The organism is Microbacterium sp. Z6_144, from assembly GCF_057197625.1.
Window position 1 is genome coordinate 1071679 of the sequence record NZ_JBXVPT010000001.1, and the last position, 16755, is coordinate 1088433.

Below are 16755 nucleotides of genomic sequence, written 5' to 3' on the forward strand. Positions count from 1 at the left end.
GAAATGCGTTTTTCGGGTTATCGGACCGCAGGTACGGGCGTCCCCGCGTTAGCGGGTAGCCCGCACGGTTTCGGCGTCGTTCTGACGGTCACGACTGACGACGGTGCGTACGCCGAACATGCCGCCCAAGGATGCGATCACTGCGCCGAGCAGAAGACCGAAGAAGCCCCACCATGAGCCCGCCTGAGCGGTGTCGGCGGCGTCCTTGGCCACCTGCTCTGCATTCTCGGCCGCCTCGCCGGCCTGGTCCTGGGCGGCCTCCTCGTCGACGTTGCCCTGGACGTCTTCGGCGACCTGGGTCACGTCGGTGCCGGAGAGAGCCTGGGTGGCGGAGCTGACAATGCCGCCGACGGCTCCGAGCAGGCTGGCGCTGAGCCAGACCGTCAGGGCCAGAGCGACGACCAGGGAGGTCGCCCAGGTCAGGAAACCGTGTAGCAGCCCGCTGCGGACGGCGAGAGCGCCAGCGACGAAGCCGGCGGCGGCGAGCGCAATAGCGAGCGCAATAACGCTCCAGATGCCCGCCCCGACGCCCGAGCCGCCAAGCCCGATTGCTGCGGTGACCAGCGAGAGCAGTACCGATACCGCAAGGAACGTCATCACACCGGCGATGATCGATCCCCACGACACGTTCGCGGGGCGACCGGGACGTTCGGTCCCGATCAGCGACTCCTTGCCAGAGTCGTTATCGGTCGTGACGGGCAGGGCCGCCGCACCGCCATTCCTGCTTGAGCCGTTGTTGGCCATCATTGCCTCTCATGGGGGTGGAGCTCGCGCAACAGACAGCGAGCCGCCGGGGGAGAGCCGCTTACAGCGTAAGCAACGGATGTGACGTTACAGTGTAAGCAACGCCACCACCAGTGCCCCTGGCGGCCGGGAGGAGAGGGTGCTATGGAGGCACGCGTGCGGAAGAAGCCGGTGGGAGCGCCGGGCCCCCGCCTCAGCCGTGAGTTGATCGTCGAGACCGCCCTGGCTCAGATCGACCGCTCCGGCCCGCAGGGTTTGTCGATGAGGTCCCTGGGGCAAGAGTTGGGTGTGGAGGCCATGTCCCTGTACCGGCACGTGCACGGCAGAGAGGACCTCCTCGAAGGCGTTGTCGCATTGCTGATGAGCAACCTGACCTCGGACCTTGACGAGGAGCTGGCTGAGCACTGGCAAGGCTTCCTGCAGAGCACCGCGCACCAGGTCCGCCGCATCGCAATGGAACACCCCAAAGCCTTTCCACTGGTCGCCACTCGGCACCCCGCAGCGCCCTGGCTGCGTCCGCCGCTGAGAAGTGTCGAGGTCGTCAACACATTCCTGAGCACACTCATCGGACACGGGTTCACCGACGCGCAGGCTGTTGACGCGTACCGATCATTCAGCAGCTTCCTCCTCGGCCACCTGCTCCTCGAGTCCGCGGTCCGCGGAGCCGAAACGGGGCCCGTCGAAGAGCCCCTCGACGAGGGAAACGCGGACATCCCCGAAGTCGACGGGCAAACCTCCCTGGACGCGGCGACAGAAGTGGAACGCCTCCGTCCCCTGCTCAGCCAGGACCGCAGCGGCGAGGAGTTCGAAGTCTCCCTCGAAGTTCTCCTCGACCGGCTGAATCGCGAGTTGTCCCAATGACCCGATCACGGTCGTCAGTCCCGAGGGGTGAAGCCTAGGCGGGGCAGCTACTCGTCCGTCTCAATGTCGTTCGCTTCACCTCACACGAAGCGCGGCATCACGCGGTCCAGATCAAAACCGTCAGTGTGGGTCCTGCGGTTGCCCTGGTGGGTTCGACATGGCTGGACACAATCAGTCTGCCGTCGTCACGCTGGTCAGAGATCGAGGAAGTCGCCCAGCGCGCGCACGAAGCGTGGTGCCCCTGGAGGGACTCGAACACGTTTTGAGCATTTTGCATAGCGGCATCGAACGACAACTTCCGCGGAATTACGCGGATTTTCGCGAGTCAAACGGCATCCTGCGACGTCCGAAAACAGCCACCTGCGAATGGAATGCGGGCAAAATGCGGGCAAAAAATGCCCGTCGTGGAGCGTGATTCCGGCCCATGCGGCGAGCGACTGCGGGCAAGTCCGCTCTGAGCACTATCCCAAAGCACGCATTTTGGGCACTCTGCTTAGAAATCCGATCGTCATTCAGCAGCATGTCCAAACAACCCTCAGCGGTGCCTTGACGGCATCAGGCAGACAGACGGCGTCCCCACCGCGTCTCTCATCGGCCGATCGAAGACCCTCCGGGCGGGGACGACCCGAGGTGGGGCGCCGTGGGGTCGTAGGACCCGCCCGGGTTGTAGGGGTCAACCGCCGGCGCCCGTCGTGGCTCCTGGATCCGGACTTCCGGCGCCATACCGGAGTCGCGCGCGCGACTCATGAGGCGCGTCGCGGTGCTCTGGCTGATCTGGAGGGTGTCGGCGACCAGCTTGAGTGGCGGATAGCTGATTGCTGTCGCAACTCGATAGACGGCGATCGCGGCATGGAGGGACTCCATGGGCTCGCGTTCTTCTTGCGCCCGCACCCGACTGAGAAACTCGCGCACCGGTATGCGGTCTCGTTCCCCGCCATCCGGAGCGTCGACGTCGACTGTGACGACGTCGAGCGCTGACCTCGTCATGATCCAGTGCGTCCGCACCTCGCGGAGAACCTGACTCGTGATGTCGACGCCTTCGACTTCGCGCTCGAGCGCTGCGAAGGCGACGGCTGTGCGGCCGAGCGCGTCATCCCACTCGACGCGCACGGTGATCGTGCCGGGCACATCCTGCTCGCCCGATACGCGCGCATGCCAGGACTTCGGCAGCGTCACCCCGCTGCCGAGATCGATGCGTTCGTCGCTGAAGTCATACGCCTCGACGTCTGCCATGAAGCCCACTATTCCAGGTCAGCGCAGATTCGCGAAGAAGAGTGTCGATCTTGGCTCAAGCATGTGCTACCTTCCCACGAAAGGAGACTGACACTGCTGGCTCACAAGGAGATCAAACCATGAACAGAACACAGGAGTCCCTGGCGCTGACGATGAAGGATGCCGCCAAGCTCGTCGGCGTCGACTACCGCACGATCAAACTCGGCATCGAGAGCGGGACCATCCCCACGGTCCAACTCGGCCCGCGCCGGATGATCCCCCGCGCCGGCCTGCTGCGCGCCTTCGGCGTCGACGCCTGAACAGCGGGGTCGTCCTCACCATCGGACTCCGCTGCTCGGTCAGGATCCATCAGCGCACGGTCGGATCACCTTCGTAGATCACGTTGCCGTTCAGGCTCACACGGACGCGACCGATGCCCACCGCCGTGATGTCGGCCGGGACGAACGACCGGGTCAGCTCTCGCGGATGAAGTAGACGTTGCCTGAGATCACTTCGCTACCTTCCGGCGCAGGGTGCTCATCAGGTTGAATAACGAAGCGTCCGACTTTCACTCCATACACTTCGTTCTGGCCTTCGCCGCCGCAGCCGATCACCCAGTCATGGTCGTCGGGATAGGCCAGCAAGCAGACAGTCGCCGCCTCTCGGCCCTTCCCGAGCCACAGCTGTGTGCCACGGTGCTCCCCGACGTACCGTGCCGTGGCGAGGTCAATGCTGTCGCCTGCGTAGTCCGGCAGCGACGTCGGTGTCGTGTCCTCAGGTTGAGCAGCGCGGTCGAAGATCGGGTAGCCGGCACTGCCCGCCGTACAGCCAGTCAATGCGATCGATATGAGCGAAACCGCAACTACTGCTGGCAAAAACCGTGGCACGCCCATGTGTGGAGTGTGCCGCACGAACCTTGTGCACACCATGGTTGGTGTGGACTTGCGTGGGAATTGCCCGTTCGCGGATCCCTCAGCAGACACTGTGCGAAACGGGACGCTCGACGAGCAGATGGGCGCCTGCTGTTCACGGGCCCCTTTTGTAGGGACGACCCGACTCCCACAAGGCTCGAGGAAAGTGGGCTCGCTAAGGGGCCCGTCTCGCGCGTTCCGCGCGTGATGCCATCACCACAATTCGAGCCTCAGTTCTCCGCGGCCAGGCGACGCCTAATCCAGGCTTGTCAAGCATTGGCGTTCGCGCGTCGAATGAGTTCGACGACCTCTCTAACGCGCTTCTTCAAATCGAGCGGCCAGTCGTCGCCTAGGTTGGCCACGGCACGTTTGGCGATCGCTACCTTGCTCGGCCGCTCGAGCCCGATGCGAATGCTGGCGAGCGGGTTGGCCCACCGGGCTTGGGGTGGGAACTCAACCGAGCGCGTGGACGGGTGCGCGGCGTGGACCGCGTCAGTCAGGATCGATTCGGGCAAGTAATTCTCGATCGTGTAACCAGCGGTGACCCACGCCAATCCAGTCGACGGATCCTTGGCCAGGCCCTCGACAACTCTCCTTTTACTCCGGTTGATTGGGGCGCGACTACTCCGCCGATCGGAATCGATGACCACAACCATGTAGCGATTCAGGTTCCGCAACGATATGAACTCAGTCACCTCATCGGCGTCGAGCGGTGACAGCTCACTGAGCAGGGCGCCTCCGTAAAACATCACTGAATAGTGGGTACCCTCGACGAACTCGCCTGGCGCGGCCCGCTCGATCCACGTATTGAGGTAAATGCGGTCGGAAGGGCCCTCGACCCACAACACTGCGTTGGTCTGTACGAGATCGGATGGCCGATAGCCCAAGTCCGCGCACACAGCGGCTCGGTCGCGCGCAGCGCCCGCGTACCGGACGGCCGATCTCCCGCCATCCGTCGTCACGTGAAAGATGCTTCCGATCTCCGAGTCGAGCATGTGCGCAGAGTGCGTAGCGATGAAGTACTGATTGGTGGTGCTCAACGCTAGGTACCGCAGAAGTTTGCGCTGCAGAATCGGGTGGAGGTGGACTTCGGGCTCTTCGATGCACAACACCGAACGTTGAACTATCGTCGCCGCCGCCGCCAGGATGACGACCTCATGGACGCCCGTGCCGAGATTCTCGATGGGGAGCGTGTGCCCACCCTGCGTTACGTGAATCGTAGAGAGATCGTGCGGAATGTCGATCGTGACGCTCTCGTCGTCTAAGACAGCGCGGACAAACGCCTGGACCATGGCGAATCTCTCTTTGTCTTCGAGCCGGTCCGTCGCAGGATTTTGGAGTTCCATCAGCCGCCGCTTGATGCTGCCTCCATTGAGGTCGGGAGCTTGGTCGCTCTCTTCGGAAATCGTCCTGGTGCCGCCGACCGTGTATGCCTGCGGCGGCGTTGGTCGCCAACCCGTGACCCAGCGCAGGACGCGGTACGCATCCTGCCCGTTGCCGCCTCCGCCCGACCGTGTCAGCGTCATGGACAGGTCGTTCGCAAGAGGAGAGTCGCCGACTTGCTGCCCCATGAGCTGCAGTGACTGTTCGTCGATGGATCCGCCATCTGTCACGGCAAACCACACGCCTAGACCCTTGGGGCCATCGCTAGCGATCGCTGGCTGACTCAGGAACTCACGTAGCTTCCCGAGCGTGGTCTCATCGATTGATCCATTCGGCGCCCATCTGAGCACGTCCTCGACGGGGTGACACTCCAGCCGACGGTATGTGTGCTCCGAATCAGTAAGCGGTCGGTCCCATCTAGAAGCGGGGCGTGTTTCAGGACTATAAGTATCGGCGATAACACGGAGGATGTTCGACTTGCCCGTGTTGTTTTGGCCCGCGATGAGGTTGACCTTCGAGAGTGGGAGCAGCATCGCAACCGCATCGGAAGGAAAGCTTCTATATCCGCGAAATGCGAATCCGTCGATCAATGTCACGCAGCAATCATGACGGATTGGTTGAAACACCGTCGTCAGCGGGATCCGCTTGCAGCGAGGCATGGAGGTAGGGGCCGCCCTCGTGCGCTCGGCTTCTGCAGTGTCCATCTTGATGCGAGCCCGAGGTTCCCGAGCAACGGTGGGCTTGTGTTGAAGAGCGGGCATTGCTCCGCAACGCCATGCAGGACCTTGATCGCCGCGCCATCGTTGAGCTCTGGGAGTCCGGCTCGCCGCTCGACCGGAAGGACGGTCGCGCCGATGGTTCGGCTAAGTTGAACGGGCGAATGCACATGCGCATCCCTCACCCTGATTCCCCGCGTGGAGTTGCGATGCCAGCTTGCGCGCTCAAACCACGAACGACCGCTTGCCACGGCCCCAGGATCTCGACCACGCTGGCAGGTCGCTTGCCTCGAGCGGCAGTTTAGTAGCCGACATCGTGTCTTCCTCAGCCACCGCTCGCCGCTGTTCCCACAATGCGCGAACAAGGGCAGGAAGGGATTGCTCCAACTCCTCCGCGTCCTGCGGCGAGAATCTCGTGACTTCGTAGACGATCCCGACCGCATAGATGTACGACCAGAGCGCCTCCCCTGACAGGTTGGATGCGTCAGGCGGGCCCGAAGTTGCCAGCCGCTCGAGCAGCAGCCCGGCGAAAGCGACCGCCTTCGCTCTGTCAAGCGCCTTATCCGCGCTACGGGCTCTCGCGATTGCCGCAGCGAACAGCTCGTCGGCACCGACTTGTGCGGGCGACCCGTCCGCTCGGCAACACCCTTCGATCGCGTACCAGAGGGAGCCGAGACAATTGCCCCACGCACCCGACGTCAGGTACATCGACGCCTTGGGGTTGGGCACCGCAGCCCGACCCGTACGCCACATCCACGCTTCGACTTCGCTGCGGTACCAGCTGTCCTCGAGTGGGACGTGCTCATCGGCGATTCTGTCCACGACCTCGCTCCACGCGGCGACGTGACGAACGGTGCCGCCGGCCCCTTCGAGCGTCACCCAGCCGCCCAAGAAGAGGTCGACTGCGTACGCTCGCTCCGGAACGAGATACTCACGAATGAACTGGTTGCGCGCATCAAGGTTGAGCGACAGCAGTGCCACATACGCGGTCTTCGAGATCGCCTCTCGGCGTTGCCAGAGTTGCAGAACGCGATCGAAACCCTGCGCTCGGACGTTGGCAGGAAGGCCGACTCCCTCCATCAGTCGCAAGATCAACGACTCGTCGTCGGTCTGACCGCATACTTCTCTGAAAGTTTTCGCGCCGCCGCGATCGACCTTGTCATCGATTGCTTGGAGAAGCAGTTCCGGTAGGACTGACGTCGCGTCGCGTCTGTGAGCATTCGACAGGATCGTGGCGATAGCGGACGGATCGCCACTGGTTCTGGAGAATGCTTCGGCGGCGAAGAACTCGAAGAAAGTTCGATGTGTGAAGCCAAACATTCGCTCGCCGTGCTCGGTCCCGGTAACGCCGAGTAGCCACGCGCGCGTCGCGCAGAACTCGAGGAATTCGCCAGCTCGGCGTCGCGCCTCGCCCTCCTCCACGCCGACCGTGTCCTGCAGGTACTGGCCGATGGTCTTCTGGATGACGCGTTCAGAAAGGCCGCCCTGCGCCTTCTGAGACTTGTAAACCCACTGCGCGATTTCTTGCATGATGCGATCACCGTTGGCGTGCAATTCCTCGGGCTGATCGATATGGCGATGTGAGTCCCAAGTGTGGAAGAGAAGATCCGCGCACTGCGCGTAAATATCACGGCGCCGCCGAGGTATCGACCCGCGCTCTCCGTAGAGGATGCAGAGCAACGATAGGAGCAAAGGGTTCGATCTGAGGTCCCGAACGCTCTCGGACTCGCGCTCGAAGTCCTCGGTCAGATCGCTACGGCCAATGAACGTGAACCAACGACCAACGTACTCTCGCGACTGGTCCGGCGTGTACTCGTGAAGCACATAAGTCTGAAACATTTCGCTGGGCAGCGGTGCACGCTCGTATCCAACTGAGCGCGATGTGACCAAGACGGAGACTGCGGGGAACTCGCGAGCAAACGACGAAATTCGGGAAACCATTTCGACGCGAGTGTTGATATCCGTGATCTCGTCGAGTCCATCAAAGATCACGGTGACGAGGCCGAGAGTGAGAACGTCGCGCATAGCGGCGGGATCGTTTTCAACATTCAGGGACGTGCGCGCGTCCTCGCTGAGGTACTCCGCAATCGATTGTGTTTTCGCGACCGGGAAGTAATTTCTGAGCGTTAGTAACAGGGCCGGAGCCGAGTCGGGATCGTGGGCGAGCTCGCGACGGAGGTGCTTAACGAATGTGCTCTTACCGGCGCCGGGGGCTCCATGTACCACTGCCCGAAACGGGGCACCTCGATTGCCGAGGGTCCGTCCGCTGAGAGGCGAATCAGTCTCTTTGTGCACCAGGGTACGGCCAACGTAAAGATCGGCGAAGGCAGCGGTGCTGGAGGTGGCTCTGTAAGTGATGATCGGTGGTGTGGGCGCATGGGCAAGCGCCGACTTCATGGCGCTAACCAAACCTCTGGCTCCGACAACTCGGTTAATGTCCGAGCACAGTTCCGCCATACGTTCGATGTATCGGAGCGTCACGGACTCAGGTCCATTAGCGCTACGTGTTCGATCGAGGGGCGTCCGCAAGAAGTCCTCGAACTCCACTGCCGCCGCGGCAAGCTCGTCGCCAGCAGGTGTAGCGCGGTCGTAGATCTGGAGTAGTGCTTCCCAAACTTCCTCGCGTCGGTCATACCAAGCGCAGGGGTGCTCGGCTCGATACTTCTGCGTCTGGTTGAGAAAGAAGGTCTTGACCTTCTCGATTGATCCCGTCCTGATGTTGTTGTCCGGCATCAGTAGCGTGGCAGCTAGCACGCTGAGTAAGGCGCGAGTCTCCCGTTGGTCCAGGAACAGCTCAACCTGGCCGACTTCGCTTGCGGACAATCCCTTCGATCCGCCCAAATCGAGCCAGCGGAGATCTAAGGTTCCGAACTGTCGCAGCTTCCTTAGCGCGAGCCTCGAACCGGCCATCACCGGCTGAACAGTGCGCGCGGCGGCGGATACAACGACCATCGGCTCGACCATGTCTCTCACGTTACTGGCGGCGCGCGCATGGCCCGAGCAGAAGACGAGCCGCCCGCGCACAACCTTGATGCCAGTCGCGCTCAGCAACTTGGAGCAAGATGCTCGGGGTAAGGGGTCAGCATCCGCGAGCTTGTATCGCGCGGTACTGTGCCTCACCAGCTTGCTAAGAGCTGTTGCATGAACCGGTGGGTCGCTGGTTCCTCGGGAGATTCGCGGGACGCGCCGCTGGCTAGTCAATGAGTCCGTATCCTCGTCAGCATGACGAGCCAAGCGGAGCAGCACGTGATATGGGTCAAGCGGGCTGACGCGGCCGACGCCTCGGGGGCGGCTCTGCGAGAACGTGCGGGTGTCGATGATCCCCTTATCGACGTGCGCGTCGAATCGCTAGAGAGATTTGGCGCGGCGACGGTCCCGGCAGGATCTCGCGACGAGTGGGGTGCACCGCTTCCCGGGGTCATGAGTGTGGGGTTCGAGACGCTACCGCCCGAAGGTCGCGTCTTCGTGACTGCATCAAGTTGACATCGAAGCTGTGTTAACGCAGGACTCGAGGCTCATCTTCGACCTGACCGGTCAGTGTCCCCGGGAGGAGTTGCGCAGTCGGTGCGCGCAGGCCGGTCCCTAAGCGAGCGATCGAGCACATTGTCTAGGGTCGGGGAAATAGACACATCGGCTGTATGACGTCCTGACCTTAGTGTCGGGCGCTCCGTTGCCGCTTCGCGCGTTCGTCAGCGAATGCCTTCGCCGTCGCCCCCACGTCCGGCGTCAATCTGAGCGCGTTGACTCACGTAATGCGCCAAACGACCGCTGACCACTCCCGCAGCCCCACAGTCGACTGACCCAGGAACTGCGCATGGACGGTCGTCGGCATACGCGGCTTGCCATTGCTCTGTAGGGGAAGTACGTTACGGACCTTCATGCCGCCAAGGAACCGCCCGTTTTCATCGGTGGGAGCAAACTGGCTGTTCCCGAACTTTGACTTGTCACCGATCATGACCAGCGGCGGGCCGTAGGTTCTCCCTATCGCGCGTTTCTGTGACTCCGCGCGGATCTTCGCAAGAACGCTCAGAATGTCCCGCCTCGGTCCACAGAGAACGAACATGCCGTCCGTCATCGAGTCCGCCATCCTGATGAGCTTCAACCGATAGATGTCCGCGAGGACAGTCCACCACTTGCAGTGGTTCGATGGCGTCCACTTGACCTCGATGGCTGTCGATCGCCCCGCGCGTTGAGCAGTCGGGGTGATGAAGAAATCAACAGACCGCGGCGCCCCCGCCGCCTTTCGGAACGAAGGGTCATCCTGCAACGTCGGGTGCGCGTAGTTCTGTCGAATCCAATGGTCACGAACGCTCAGGTTCGCGGTAGCCACCTCACTGATGAGGTTGTGAACATATGTCTCGCTGAACTGGCTCTCCCTCATGCACGCCTGATCGAAGGTCAACTTTGCGGGGAGGGCGTGGGCTATCAGTCGCCCGAGGTCGCTCTTGATGGACACGGCGACGGGTGACGACATTTTCCGAACGTAGCAGTCGCTGGCCCCGCGATCATTAGTGTCGGATCATTGGCGCCATGGTCGAGCAAAGTCGATTCCTTGACGCTCGCAGGCCGGTCACTGAGCGCGCCTGTCCTATAGACCTGTCGCGCGGCGCGGCGCGGTTTCCCGGAACACCACCGCTCGATCGCCCGAAAGGGCTATAGGTGACAGAACTGGCGGCATGATCGAACCATGAACCCCACTGATCAGGGCGACTGGCAGGTCTTCCACCCGGACGAGTTCTTGGCTGTGTTTCTGATTCAGTTGCCGGATCCGCTGCCGATTGAGGATGGCGGCAAACTTCCGACGCATTGGCGCCGTTACTTCAGTGAGGAATCCGAAGTTCTCGATAGGGTCGCCGACGATCTGATTCTCCAGCGGATAGGTGCGGGCGAGCCCAGCGCCCTTCCGTACCGCGTGATTGAGGACCGCCAAAAGGGAGCGCCTATTCCGCTGTGGAACAAGCATCTGCTCGGTGCCTCGATCCTGTGCCATCAGGTGTACAGCGAGGCTGCCCTTGAGCGTGAGCTCGAGGGCCCGATGAAACTCGCCCGCTTGCTTTCGAGAACTGGCGCCGAAGTGCGAGAGGGTGCCTTCATCTCTCCGGAAGAAAAGCGGAACACGTTGGACGCTCCTGCAGCCGGCACGACGACGGGGGCGTCGAAGCTGCGCGAGATGGGAATCGGCATGACGATGGTGGCTGAATGCGTTGTGTCATTGCGTTGCATCGGCAAGCTTCCGCAACTGCCGGAGGTCATTTTGCTCGATCATGTTGCGTGGGAGAGCCGGCCCGCTAGCTCCGTGCGTGGCGTTGTCGACGGCGAACTAAGGTGGGCGGGCCCGCACGACGCCGGTGCGCTCGGCAGCGACGGCATTACGGACAGACTGCACGCGGGGCTAGACATAGTGGTTGCCGAAATCCGAGCCTGGCAACAGGCCTTGTTTATCTCGCAGGGCGTTGCGATGCCGTTGCTTACTCGGCAGCGTCTTCCCGCTGTGATCCCCACCCTCCTCCGTCGCACGGTACCCGACGAAGACGCACCCGCACCAACGCAGATCGTGCTCGTGAACCCGGTGAGCGTGTCGCGGATCGTGCAGCCCACGGCGCTGACGGTAGAGCAACTCGACCACCTGAACGGAGCACGATACAGAGCCGATGACGGGGCGTTTTCTACGCACATGGACCTGCTGCGCGAAGCCAACGTCGCTTTGTCGATTTCCGGTGACTTCCGGCTGTCGACGATCCTGTTCGGGGTCGCCGCAGAGACGCTCCTAGATGAGCTGGTCCTTCATCTCGAATGGGAAGAGGCGATGACGCCAGAACAGGCTGCAGCCGGATGGCGCGGTGAGGACGGCGTCACTGCACGGGTACGCCGGGAGCTTCCACACCGTCTGGGGGCGAACTGGGACCTGAAGAGTAGGACGCCCGCAGGTAGTTGGGCTCAGGACGCTGCTGACCTTCGGAATCGAGTCGCCCACTCCGGGTATACCCCGACCGCGAGCGAGGCTCGACAATCGCGACACGCGGTGAACCAGCTGGTCTCGTTCATCTGCGATCGCCTCGCTGACCCAGCCATTCTCAAGAAGTACCCTCGCACGGCGCTCGCCCTCGCCGGCGACCCCGGCCTGAAAAAGCGCGGCATCACCGACAAGAAGCTCGCAGCTATCAAGACATCACTTCCGGATGGACCCGGTGACGAGGTGTTCCTTCGGTGGCGCGACGCATGGCAGCGTCTGCGCCGGGACAGGTTGACACCTCGGGCGCCGGACATCAGAACAGCCGAGCTGTGGCTTGTACTGCACCCCGATGGCAAGCAGGACTGGTACCGACGCGACAGCCAGAGCAAGCTGCTCAGGGAGGTGCAGCTCGATGACGGAGGCGCATCTGAGGTACGGGTCCGTGCAGAGGAGTTGGCTCACCGTCGCCAATCGCAGGCTCCAAACGAGTCGGCCTCCGCACGGTTCGCCGACGACGTCCCCACAGTGCCAATAGTCGGCGGGGACTGGATGGAAGAGTACGGACGTCTTCCCCGCGCGCATGTGATGGTCGATGGGTCGGACCGGATCTGAATCGTGACGCGAGTTGGCCGACGCTGACGCCTCCGGTGCGCGTCAACAGACGTAAGCATGAAGAGTTCATGGGCACTCCTCACGGCGTTCTTCCTATCGCCTTCTCTCGGAGAAGCAAGCATTACGTCCGCCATTTGCCCGAGCGGTGCGCCCGACGACGCGGGTGAGTCGACCTGGGCGGCTCTGCCATTGGCAGGCGCCCCGTGGCCGGTGCTGGTGTGTGCGCGTTCACCACCACATGGTCAGTGAAGAGGCCTGCTCTGCTAACCCCCGAGCGCAAGTCTTCCGGACTATGACGACGACAACCAATTGGAAATCGACCGATCCGACCAACTGACCGCGCGTGCTGCGCGAGCCGTCCTCGCCGACCGCGCAGCCCGCGCGGGTCGCGCGGCACGGGCGGGCAGCACGCGCTGGCTTCGCCGGTCCGCCGGTGGCTCCTTCGCTCCAAGCCACCACCGCGCCGCGGTTGTCCCGGAACAGTCCGTCATTGAAGTAGCCGACATGGTGGCCGCGTACCCCATAGACGGCATCGTCATAGAGCTAACCGATAACGCGTCCCTGGAGGTCGCGAATCGCATCGTTATCCTCGTTCCAGGCGACGCCGTCGCCGCGCGGTCCGAATAGCGTTTCCATGCCAGCACAATATCTTCAGCCGCCGACATGGGCTCGTCAGCCCGCCCTCGAGTGCACGTATCCCGGTCCTCGATTAAGCGTGGCTGGAGCGTCTCCATGTGCGGCCCGGCTGTGGAGCAAACCCCTCGCGTGCCCCGCGCGCAGATATGCCCGATTGCGCTCCGCTAACTGCAACGCTGCCGAAGCCCGCGACCGCTGATGCCAAGACCTCACGTCTGCAGTCGTCAGGCCGGTCAGAGATCGAGGAAGTCGCCCAGCCAGGTGCGTACTTCTGCGAGACAGTCGATCGACACTTCGCCGGCCACCCCCGTGAGTCGGTCCCGCGACAACGTGCGGGGCTGCTCGGTCATGACCCACGATGGCCGGGCCAGCCCGCTCGGCCCGTCGACGCGAACGTGGTTCGGCCACCCGCGGTCGGTGGTTGTGATCGGCAACACGATGACGAGGGTCGTCACAGCATCCAAGTAGCCGGCGGATGCAACAACCAGCACCGGGCGGTGACCACCTTGCTCTCTGCCGCGGACGGGCTCGAGCGCCGCCCATGCCACGACGCCCGGAGCAAGGTCGGGGGTCGTCACGAAGCGTCGGCCAGTTCGGTGCGCTCCCAGTCTTCGGTCTCCGCAGCGTGGGAATCTGCATCGGCGCTGCTCGACGCGTCGATCGCGGACTTCAGCAGGTGGAGACGCCATCGTCTGTCCTCAGCGTCCGCGAGATGCGCGAGGTGAGCGCCGAGTGTGCGCCCGTCACGCGCAGCTTGCTCCTTAAGCCGGTCGCGGAGCTCGTCGCTGACCTTGATGGTCGTAGTCATACTCGGAGTATACCGGCGAGCGGGCGGACACCTCGGTGCGCGACTAGAGAGAGAGCCCGCCACGCGAGGGAGACGCGCGCGGTGCGGTCCGAGGGGCGGAAGTCTCCCGCTCTCGCGCAGCCCGCCGCAGCTCGGCGTGCGCGGCGCGCATCGCGTCTTGGATCGTGAGCTCGGTCGTCCCGCGCATCATCGTTGCGCCGACCTGTGCAATCGCGTCCTCGTCGGTCCGCGCGACCGTGATCGCGACGTTCTGGTGACGCCCTCGGGTCAGTCCGACGTACAGCCCGGCTGCGTCGACATCCGGTCCCACCACGGCCGCATCCGTCGTCTCGCCCTGGATGCCGTGCACCGTTGACGCGTACGCCAGCTGTACATGTTCAAGCGCGTACGCGCGACTCACGGCACGGATCTCGCCACTGTCGCTCGCCGACGCGAGCGTGATGACGTCGTCGCGGATCCTGCGCACCACCCACTGCGCACGGTTCTCGACTCCGGTGCGCGCATCGTTCCGACGCGTCTGCACGGTGTCGCCGACGAGGATGCGCTGCTCGCCCATCCCGAGCGCCGGTACCGTGGCATCCAGCTCGCCCTCCTCGACGCGGCGCTGCTGGATCGCATCGTTGATCGCGTCTGCCTCGCTGTTCGTGCCCGAGATCAGCGCGACCCGCTTCCCGCGCGCGTGCCACTCGAAGTACGCCGCAACCATCGCGTCGCGCGCTTCCTCCGCGCTCCGCGCTCGATGGACGTGCCCACACTCGAGCAACTCTCCTGCAACGGTGAGCGCGTCGTCCCGGTCGCGTGGATTGCGCAGGCGAAGCGTGAGCGCGGCGTACTCCGGGTCGCTGAACCGGTGCACCGTGTCGAGTTCGACGGATGCTGTCGCAAAGCGCACCGCGGATGCCATTGCTCCTGCGTGTCCGACCGGAAGCGCCTGGTACGGATCACCCACCATCGCCACGCCCACCTGCTGTCGGATTGCGAGATCGACGAGCGCGTCCGCCGTCTGCAGGTCAACCATGCCGGCCTCGTCCACGACGATCCGGTCGCCACGTCGGAGCACGAACCGCGACGGCCCTCGATAGACGACCCCACTGTCCGGGTCCGCCTCGCCGAACGACAGCCGGGTCCACACCTGCGCGCCGGCGGCGTCAGTGTTCCAGCGGTAGCCGTGGTCGGCGAGTAGGGCGTGCAGGCTCGACGCCTCGGCACCCACCTCGCGTGACGCGACCGACGCCGCCTTGCGGGTCGGCGCGACGACCAGCATCCGTCGGTGTTGTCCCCGCAACCCCTCGTACGCGACCCGCAGCATCGTGGTCTTGCCCGCGCCGGCCGGCCCGGTGATCGCGACAAGTCCGCCGGTTCCAGCGATCGCGCCCGCAGCCGCGAGCTGCGAGGTATCCAGCTGGTCGACATCCGCCGCGGATGCTGCGGCCTGGCGCAGCTCCTGCGGCAGCAGTGAGCGACCCGGAGTCGCGAGAGCGTCGAGACGGCCCGCGAGGCGAACCTTCAGCCGCACCGTTCCGGTTGCCATGAACGCCTTCACATGGCCAGGAAGGTCAGCATCCTTAACCAGCCGCACGGACTTGCGACGTGCTCGGTCGGTGATCGCATTGATCGTCGTGGCCAGCTCGTTTCGGGCCGCAACCACTCCGCTGCGTGAGAGAGCGCGCACGGCGCCAGCCCGGAGATCGAACGAACTGAACCGGCCGCCGGAGCGGGTGGACCGCTCGTCGGCATCAACGACCGCGGCGTCAGCAAGAAGGTCCAGGTCCAGCTCGTCGAGCGGCGTCGGGACGAATGGAACCGGCGCCTGGTCGAGAGCGAGCCGGGGGAGGAGCCCCGCAATCTCGTCGCGGACGGTGGCCTCCCACGACTGCTCGTCGAGGTTGGTGGGCTTGTTCGGGCGCGACATCCCCCATGCGCGACGATCGATCTGCGTCAGGACTCGGGTGCTGGGGCTCGCGCCTCCGTGCTCGGCACTCCACTCCGCGATGAGCTTGGCTCGGTTTGCCTCGATCTGCGCCGACCGACGTGAGAAAGGCCGGACCACCACCGCCAGTTCCGCGACCTCGCCGTCGCCATCCAGGGTGAATCCATGGCGAGCAAGCGCTGCGACCCACAGTGGATCGGTGCGCGCAGCGAGATCGCCCTCGGCGTTGATCAGCGTGTGCAGCTTCATCGCGACCCGCGAGTCGACGTTGGACCACTTGCCGTCGGCGCCGAGCACCTTCACGTTCAGCCAGAGGTGGCGGTGGGCATGCGGGTCGAGCGCACGCGAGCGACGGTGGTCGAGCTCGACGACCTCGATGCGGGTGATGTCTTCCCGGATAAGTCCACCGTGCCCGCGACGTGCATTGAGCTCGTCGAGCCAGGTGGTCAGAATCCGGTCGCGCAGGCGGTCCTGCAGCGACTCGAACTCGGTCGCCAGATCCGGATGCACGAGCGCGGCGATGCTGAACGACTTGGGGTGGTTGAGCGTCGCATCGAGCAGGAGGTCGGCATCGGCGCTGAGTCGTGGGGTTCCGCGCTCCTCACCGGTGACCGGGTCATGGCCGGTCAGCCACACCCGGAGAGCATCCGCCGACAGCTGATCGGCGGTGATGGCGCCGTCCGTCACCATGAATCGGGTGACGCCCGCATCGGCGGCGTTGCTGTACGACTCGAGCGCATCGGTGCCGGTCGAAAGGTGCAGATGGGCGTCGCACGTTCCCTTGACGGCGTAGTCGATCGCTCGCCCGACCCCACCGGATCCGACGCCTCTCTTCCACCGCTGCAGGCCCCCGCGCATGGCGCCAGGGTATGACTACTTTTTGCCGCTGGCCAGCATTTTTTGCGGTGCGCAGGTGAGTGCAGCCGGATGCTTCAGAATGGCGCCCGGATCACCGCCCCACTGAACGGTGCCTGCGTGCATCGCTCGTC

Annotated in this window: 12 protein-coding genes and 1 pseudogene; 3 read left to right on the forward strand and 10 right to left on the reverse strand. The window is 63.9% G+C overall.

Annotated features, from left to right (window positions below; genetic code table 11):
- Positions 1–48 precede the first annotated feature (48 nt).
- The gene (locus AC2DGY_RS05260) at positions 49–744 is read right to left on the reverse strand and encodes a hypothetical protein (protein WP_484508651.1); all 696 of its coding nucleotides are present in this window, start codon (positions 742–744) and stop codon (positions 49–51) included.
- 144 nt (positions 745–888) lie between these two features.
- On the opposite strand from AC2DGY_RS05260, the gene AC2DGY_RS05265 reads away from it, so the two are divergent.
- On the forward strand, positions 889–1605 hold the full coding sequence (locus AC2DGY_RS05265; RefSeq protein ID WP_484508652.1) for a TetR/AcrR family transcriptional regulator C-terminal domain-containing protein: 717 nt from the start codon (positions 889–891) through the stop codon (positions 1603–1605).
- A 588-nt stretch (positions 1606–2193) separates the two neighbouring features.
- On the opposite strand, the gene AC2DGY_RS05270 is transcribed toward AC2DGY_RS05265, so the two are convergent.
- The gene (locus AC2DGY_RS05270; protein ID WP_484508653.1) at positions 2194–2838 is read right to left on the reverse strand and encodes a hypothetical protein; all 645 of its coding nucleotides are present in this window, start codon (positions 2836–2838) and stop codon (positions 2194–2196) included.
- A gap of 119 nt (positions 2839–2957) precedes the next feature.
- On the opposite strand from AC2DGY_RS05270, the gene AC2DGY_RS05275 reads away from it, so the two are divergent.
- Complete coding sequence (locus AC2DGY_RS05275) at positions 2958–3137, forward strand: helix-turn-helix domain-containing protein (protein ID WP_484508654.1); 180 nt, start codon at positions 2958–2960, stop codon at positions 3135–3137.
- 153 nt (positions 3138–3290) lie between these two features.
- On the opposite strand, the gene AC2DGY_RS05280 is transcribed toward AC2DGY_RS05275, so the two are convergent.
- The 4 genes from AC2DGY_RS05280 to AC2DGY_RS05295 all read right to left on the reverse strand — a co-directional run bounded on the left by AC2DGY_RS05280 (position 3291) and on the right by AC2DGY_RS05295 (position 10301).
- Complete coding sequence (locus AC2DGY_RS05280; protein WP_484508655.1) at positions 3291–3710, reverse strand: hypothetical protein; 420 nt, start codon at positions 3708–3710, stop codon at positions 3291–3293.
- 287 nt (positions 3711–3997) lie between these two features.
- Positions 3998–5707, reverse strand: a complete 1710-nt coding sequence (locus AC2DGY_RS05285) for an AAA family ATPase (protein ID WP_484508656.1) — start codon at positions 5705–5707, stop codon at positions 3998–4000.
- A gap of 345 nt (positions 5708–6052) precedes the next feature.
- On the reverse strand, positions 6053–8791 hold the full coding sequence (locus AC2DGY_RS05290; RefSeq protein ID WP_484508657.1) for an NACHT domain-containing protein: 2739 nt from the start codon (positions 8789–8791) through the stop codon (positions 6053–6055).
- A gap of 781 nt (positions 8792–9572) precedes the next feature.
- Entirely contained in the window at positions 9573–10301 is a 729-nt protein-coding gene (locus AC2DGY_RS05295) for a hypothetical protein (RefSeq protein ID WP_484508658.1), read from the reverse strand.
- A 213-nt stretch (positions 10302–10514) separates the two neighbouring features.
- On the opposite strand from AC2DGY_RS05295, the gene AC2DGY_RS05300 reads away from it, so the two are divergent.
- Entirely contained in the window at positions 10515–12392 is a 1878-nt protein-coding gene (locus AC2DGY_RS05300) for a hypothetical protein (protein WP_484508659.1), read from the forward strand.
- 228 nt (positions 12393–12620) lie between these two features.
- Here the strand turns inward: AC2DGY_RS05300 and AC2DGY_RS05305 are convergent.
- From AC2DGY_RS05305 to AC2DGY_RS05320, 4 genes and pseudogenes are all read right to left on the reverse strand, one after another.
- Positions 12621–12923: pseudogene (locus AC2DGY_RS05305) on the reverse strand (4-fold beta flower protein); the annotation flags it as partial.
- Between the two features lie 338 nt (positions 12924–13261).
- A complete protein-coding gene (locus AC2DGY_RS05310; RefSeq protein WP_484508660.1) occupies positions 13262–13606 on the reverse strand; it encodes a type II toxin-antitoxin system PemK/MazF family toxin in 345 nt (114 codons plus the stop codon).
- Positions 13603–13836, reverse strand: a complete 234-nt coding sequence (locus AC2DGY_RS05315) for a hypothetical protein (RefSeq protein ID WP_484508661.1) — start codon at positions 13834–13836, stop codon at positions 13603–13605. The genes AC2DGY_RS05310 and AC2DGY_RS05315 overlap by 4 nt, the downstream gene beginning before the upstream one ends.
- A 43-nt stretch (positions 13837–13879) precedes the next feature.
- Positions 13880–16624, reverse strand: a complete 2745-nt coding sequence (locus AC2DGY_RS05320; RefSeq protein ID WP_484508662.1) for an AAA family ATPase — start codon at positions 16622–16624, stop codon at positions 13880–13882.
- Positions 16625–16755: the final 131 nt, after the last annotated feature.

What these genes read in the sequence shown, in the direction of transcription:
- AC2DGY_RS05295 (WP_484508658.1), bottom strand. Translation starts at nt 10,301, where the DNA reads ATGTCGTCACCCGTCGCCGTGTCCATCAAGAGCGACCTCGGGCGACTG.
- AC2DGY_RS05270 (WP_484508653.1), bottom strand. Translation starts at nt 2,838, where the DNA reads ATGGCAGACGTCGAGGCGTATGACTTCAGCGACGAACGCATCGATCTC.
- AC2DGY_RS05280 (WP_484508655.1), bottom strand. Translation starts at nt 3,710, where the DNA reads ATGGGCGTGCCACGGTTTTTGCCAGCAGTAGTTGCGGTTTCGCTCATA.
- AC2DGY_RS05320 (WP_484508662.1), bottom strand. Translation starts at nt 16,624, where the DNA reads ATGCGCGGGGGCCTGCAGCGGTGGAAGAGAGGCGTCGGATCCGGTGGG.
- AC2DGY_RS05265 (WP_484508652.1), top strand. Translation starts at nt 889, where the DNA reads ATGGAGGCACGCGTGCGGAAGAAGCCGGTGGGAGCGCCGGGCCCCCGC.
- AC2DGY_RS05260 (WP_484508651.1), bottom strand. Translation starts at nt 744, where the DNA reads ATGGCCAACAACGGCTCAAGCAGGAATGGCGGTGCGGCGGCCCTGCCC.
- AC2DGY_RS05300 (WP_484508659.1), top strand. Translation starts at nt 10,515, where the DNA reads ATGAACCCCACTGATCAGGGCGACTGGCAGGTCTTCCACCCGGACGAG.
- AC2DGY_RS05275 (WP_484508654.1), top strand. Translation starts at nt 2,958, where the DNA reads ATGAACAGAACACAGGAGTCCCTGGCGCTGACGATGAAGGATGCCGCC.
- AC2DGY_RS05290 (WP_484508657.1), bottom strand. Translation starts at nt 8,791, where the DNA reads ATGGTCGAGCCGATGGTCGTTGTATCCGCCGCCGCGCGCACTGTTCAG.
- AC2DGY_RS05315 (WP_484508661.1), bottom strand. Translation starts at nt 13,836, where the DNA reads ATGACTACGACCATCAAGGTCAGCGACGAGCTCCGCGACCGGCTTAAG.